Annotated in this window: 1 tRNA gene and 2 rRNA genes; all 3 read left to right on the forward strand. The window is 51.9% G+C overall.

Features of this window, described 5'->3' with window-relative positions:
• Positions 1 to 1,228: ribosomal RNA gene (locus ACZ6ZT_RS35075) — 16S ribosomal RNA — on the forward strand; the annotation flags it as partial.
• A gap of 139 nt (positions 1,229 to 1,367) precedes the next feature.
• Positions 1,368 to 1,443, forward strand: a tRNA-Glu gene (locus tag ACZ6ZT_RS35080).
• Positions 1,444 to 1,677: 234 nt separating this feature from the next.
• Positions 1,678 to 3,658 (forward strand): 23S ribosomal RNA (locus ACZ6ZT_RS35085); the annotation flags it as partial.

The following is a 3,658-nucleotide window of genomic DNA, read 5'->3' on the forward strand; positions in this document are numbered from 1 at the left end:
ACTGGAACTGAGACACGGTCCAGACTCCTACGGGAGGCAGCAGTGGGGAATATTGCACAATGGGCGCAAGCCTGATGCAGCCATGCCGCGTGTGTGAAGAAGGCCTTCGGGTTGTAAAGCACTTTCAGCGAGGAGGAAGGTGGTGAACTTAATACGTTCATCAATTGACGTTACTCGCAGAAGAAGCACCGGCTAACTCCGTGCCAGCAGCCGCGGTAATACGGAGGGTGCAAGCGTTAATCGGAATTACTGGGCGTAAAGCGCACGCAGGCGGTTTGTTAAGTCAGATGTGAAATCCCCGGGCTCAACCTGGGAACTGCATTTGAAACTGGCAAGCTAGAGTCTCGTAGAGGGGGGTAGAATTCCAGGTGTAGCGGTGAAATGCGTAGAGATCTGGAGGAATACCGGTGGCGAAGGCGGCCCCCTGGACGAAGACTGACGCTCAGGTGCGAAAGCGTGGGGAGCAAACAGGATTAGATACCCTGGTAGTCCACGCTGTAAACGATGTCGATTTGGAGGTTGTGCCCTTGAGGCGTGGCTTCCGGAGCTAACGCGTTAAATCGACCGCCTGGGGAGTACGGCCGCAAGGTTAAAACTCAAATGAATTGACGGGGGCCCGCACAAGCGGTGGAGCATGTGGTTTAATTCGATGCAACGCGAAGAACCTTACCTACTCTTGACATCCAGAGAACTTAGCAGAGATGCTTTGGTGCCTTCGGGAACTCTGAGACAGGTGCTGCATGGCTGTCGTCAGCTCGTGTTGTGAAATGTTGGGTTAAGTCCCGCAACGAGCGCAACCCTTATCCTTTGTTGCCAGCGGTTCGGCCGGGAACTCAAAGGAGACTGCCAGTGATAAACTGGAGGAAGGTGGGGATGACGTCAAGTCATCATGGCCCTTACGAGTAGGGCTACACACGTGCTACAATGGCATATACAAAGAGAAGCGACCTCGCGAGAGCAAGCGGACCTCATAAAGTATGTCGTAGTCCGGATTGGAGTCTGCAACTCGACTCCATGAAGTCGGAATCGCTAGTAATCGTAGATCAGAATGCTACGGTGAATACGTTCCCGGGCCTTGTACACACCGCCCGTCACACCATGGGAGTGGGTTGCAAAAGAAGTAGGTAGCTTAACCTTCGGGAGGGCGCTTACCACTTTGTGATTCATGACTGGGGTGAAGTCGTAACAAGGTAACCGTAGGGGAACCTGCGGTTGGATCACCTCCTTACCTAAAGATATTGATTCGAGTGGCGTGCTCACACAGATTGTCTGATGAAAAGTAACGAGCAAAGCGCTACCTGTTGATGCCATGAGTCATTCATGCTGATACGAACCGATTAAGTTATTCAGTTTAATCGGATTTTCGTGTCCCCATCGTCTAGAGGCCTAGGACACTGCCCTTTCACGGCTGTAACAGGGGTTCGAATCCCCTTGGGGACGCCATTCCGATAATGAGTGAAAGACATTATCACCGGTTAGCGATAACCGAAAAAATCTTAAAGATGACTTGCGAGTCATGTTTAAGATATTGCTCTTTAACAATCTGGAACAAGCTGAAAATTGAAACATGACGGCTGAAATTTATCCCTCCGTAGATGTACTGGGATGAAGAGTAACCTGTCATAGAGTCTCTCAAATGTTTGCAGCACGAACGATGGAAACATCTTCGGGTTGTGAGGTTAAGTGACTAAGCGTACACGGTGGATGCCTAGGCAGTCAGAGGCGATGAAGGGCGTGCTAATCTGCGAAAAGCGTCGGTAAGGTGATATGAACCGTTATAACCGGCGATACCCGAATGGGGAAACCCAGTGTGTTTCGACACACTATCATGTCATGAATACATAGTGGCATGAGGCGAACCGGGGGAACTGAAACATCTAAGTACCCCGAGGAAAAGAAATCAACCGAGATTCCCCCAGTAGCGGCGAGCGAACGGGGAGGAGCCCAGAACCTGAATCGGCTTGTGTGTTAGTGGAAGCGTCTGGAAAGTCGCGCAGTAAAGGGTGATAGCCCCGTACACTAAAATGCACAGGTCGTGAGTTCGATGAGTAGGGCGGGACACGTGACATCCTGTCTGAATATGGGGGGACCATCCTCCAAGGCTAAATACTCCTGACTGACCGATAGTGAACCAGTACCGTGAGGGAAAGGCGAAAAGAACCCCGGCGAGGGGAGTGAAATAGAACCTGAAACCGTGTACGTACAAGCAGTGGGAGCACCTTCGTGGTGTGACTGCGTACCTTTTGTATAATGGGTCAGCGACTTATATTTTGTAGCAAGGTTAACCGTATAGGGGAGCCGTAGGGAAACCGAGTCTTAACTGGGCGATTAGTTGCAAGGTATAGACCCGAAACCCGGTGATCTAGCCATGGGCAGGTTGAAGGTTGGGTAACACTAACTGGAGGACCGAACCGACTAATGTTGAAAAATTAGCGGATGACTTGTGGCTGGGGGTGAAAGGCCAATCAAACCGGGAGATAGCTGGTTCTCCCCGAAAGCTATTTAGGTAGCGCCTCGTGAACTCATCTTCGGGGGTAGAGCACTGTTTCGGCTAGGGGGCCATCCCGGCTTACCAAACCGATGCAAACTCCGAATACCGAAGAATGTTATCACGGGAGACACACGGCGGGTGCTAACGTCCGTCGTGAAGAGGGAAACAACCCAGACCGCCAGCTAAGGTCCCAAAGTCATGGTTAAGTGGGAAACGATGTGGGAAGGCATAGACAGCCAGGATGTTGGCTTAGAAGCAGCCATCATTTAAAGAAAGCGTAATAGCTCACTGGTCGAGTCGGCCTGCGCGGAAGATGTAACGGGGCTAAACCATGCACCGAAGCTGCGGCAGCGACGCTTAGGCGTTGTTGGGTAGGGGAGCGTTCTGTAAGCCGTTGAAGGTGGCCTGTGAGGGTTGCTGGAGGTATCAGAAGTGCGAATGCTGACATAAGTAACGATAAAGCGGGTGAAAAGCCCGCTCGCCGGAAGACCAAGGGTTCCTGTCCAACGTTAATCGGGGCAGGGTGAGTCGACCCCTAAGGCGAGGCTGAAAAGCGTAGTCGATGGGAAACAGGTTAATATTCCTGTACTTGGTGTTACTGCGAAGGGGGGACGGAGAAGGCTAGGCTAGCCGGGCGACGGTTGTCCCGGTTTAAGCGTGTAGGGGGTGTGACCTGGTAAATCCGGTTGCATACTAACCCTGAGGCGTGATGACGATGCACTACGGTGCAGAAGTAGTTGATGCCCTGCTTCCAGGAAAATCCTCTAAGCATCAGGTAACATTAAATCGTACCCCAAACCGACACAGGTGGTCAGGTAGAGAATACCAAGGCGCTTGAGAGAACTCGGGTGAAGGAACTAGGCAAAATGGTGCCGTAACTTCGGGAGAAGGCACGCTGGCATGTAGGTGAAGTCCCTTGCGGATGGAGCTGAAGCCAGTCGAAGATACCAGCTGGCTGCAACTGTTTAATAAAAACACAGCACTGTGCAAACACGAAAGTGGACGTATACGGTGTGACGCCTGCCCGGTGCTGGAAGGTTAATTGATGGGGTCAGCCGCAAGGCGAAGCTCTTGATCGAAGCCCCAGTAAACGGCGGCCGTAACTATAACGGTCCTAAGGTAGCGAAATTCCTTGTCGGGTAAGTTCCGACCTGCACGAATGGCGTA

This window comes from Streptomyces sp. NPDC102258 (assembly GCF_055584685.1).